Source organism: Ideonella sp. P3_A4, from assembly GCF_056403075.1.
Window position 1 is genome coordinate 1 of sequence record NZ_JBFUGE010000998.1, and the last position, 1,544, is coordinate 1,544.

A 1,544-nucleotide genomic window follows, 5' to 3' on the forward strand; every position below is an offset into this window, starting at 1 on the left:
CCGCTGGCGTGGGTCGTGACGGCGCTGCTCGCGCTGGGCCTGGTGATGGTCTATTCGGCGTCGGTCGCGATGCACGACAACCCGAAGTTCGCCAACTACGCGCCGACCTATTTCCTGAACCGGCAGGCGATGTTCATCGCGATCGGCTTCGTCGCCGCGCTGGTGACGCTGCAGATCCCGATCGCGGTCTGGGAGAAGTGGGCGCCGTGGTTGTTCGCTGCCTCGCTCGCCACGCTGATCGTCGTGCTGGTGCCGTTCATCGGCAAGGGCGTCAATGGCGCGCGGCGCTGGATTCCGCTGGGCATCATGAGTTTCCAGCCGAGTGAGCTGGCCAAACTGGCGATCGCGATGTACGCGGCCAGCTACATGGTGCGCAAGATGGAGGTCAAAGAGAACTTCGTCAAAGCCGTTTGGCCCATGGCGGTGGCACTCGGCGTGATCGGCGTGCTGTTGCTGGCCGAGCCGGACATGGGCGCCTTCATGGTGATCGCTGCGATCGCGCTGGGCATCCTGTTCCTCGGCGGCGTCAACGGCCGCATGTTCTTGCTCAGCGTGATGGTGCTGGTCTGCGCGTTCGTGATGATGATCGCGTTCAGCGAGTTCCGCCGCCAACGCATCTTTGCMTACCTCGACCCGTGGAACCCGGACTATGCGCAGGGCAAGGCCTACCAGCTGACGCACTCGTTGATCGCCTTCGGCCGCGGTGAATGGTTTGGCCAGGGCCTGGGCCAGTCGATCGAGAAGCTGTCGTACCTGCCTGAGGCGCACACCGACTTCCTGCTCGCGGTGATCGGCGAAGAGCTGGGCTTCATCGTCGTGCTGATGGTGATCCTGGCCTTCTTCTGGCTGACCCGGCGCATCTTCGTGATCGGCCGCCAGGCGATTGCGCTCGACCGTGTGTTTGCCGGCTTGATGACGCAAGGCATTGGCATCTGGTTCGGCGGCCAGAGCTTTATCAACATGGGTGTGAATTTGGGGCTGCTGCCGACGAAGGGGCTGACGTTGCCGTTGTTGTCGTATGGCGGCTCCGGTGTATTGATGAACTTGGTGGCGTTGGCCATCGTTCTTCGCGTTGATCAAGAGAATCGCCAGATGATGCGGGGAGGGCGCACATGACGCGGCACCTCGTCATCATGGCCGCGGGCACCGGGGGCCACGTGATCCCGGGCCTCGCTGTTGCGCGCGAGATGCAGGCGCGCGGCTGGGCTGTGAGCTGGCTCGGTACCGAAGGCGGCATGGAAAACAAGCTGGTGCCGCCGTCGGGTATCGCGATGGACCGGCTGGCCTTCAGCGGTTTGCGCGGCAAGAACTTGCTGCAAACCTTGACCGGCGGCCTGCGCATGCTGAAGGCCTTCTGGGATTCGGCGCGCATCCTGCGCGCGCGCTCGGCCGATGCGGTGTTGGGCATGGGCGGCTATGTCTGCTTTCCGGGCGGCATGATGGCTTCGCTGCTGGGCAAGCCGCTGATGCTGGTCAACGCTGACGCCGGTCTGCTGCTGAGCAACAAGGCGCTGCTGCCGGTGGCCGACCGCGTGGCCTTCGGC

At 64.4% G+C, this 1,544-nt stretch carries 2 protein-coding genes; both read left to right on the forward strand.

Features of this window, described 5'->3' with window-relative positions; translation table 11 throughout:
- Positions 1 to 1,116 (forward strand): putative lipid II flippase FtsW (ftsW, locus tag AC1DYI_RS35235; protein WP_477208742.1); only part of this gene is annotated, 1,116 nt, incomplete at its 5' end.
- Positions 1,113 to 1,544 (forward strand): UDP-N-acetylglucosamine--N-acetylmuramyl-(pentapeptide) pyrophosphoryl-undecaprenol N-acetylglucosamine transferase (locus tag AC1DYI_RS35240; RefSeq protein ID WP_477208743.1); only part of this gene is annotated, 432 nt, incomplete at its 3' end. The genes ftsW and AC1DYI_RS35240, both read left to right, overlap by 4 nt.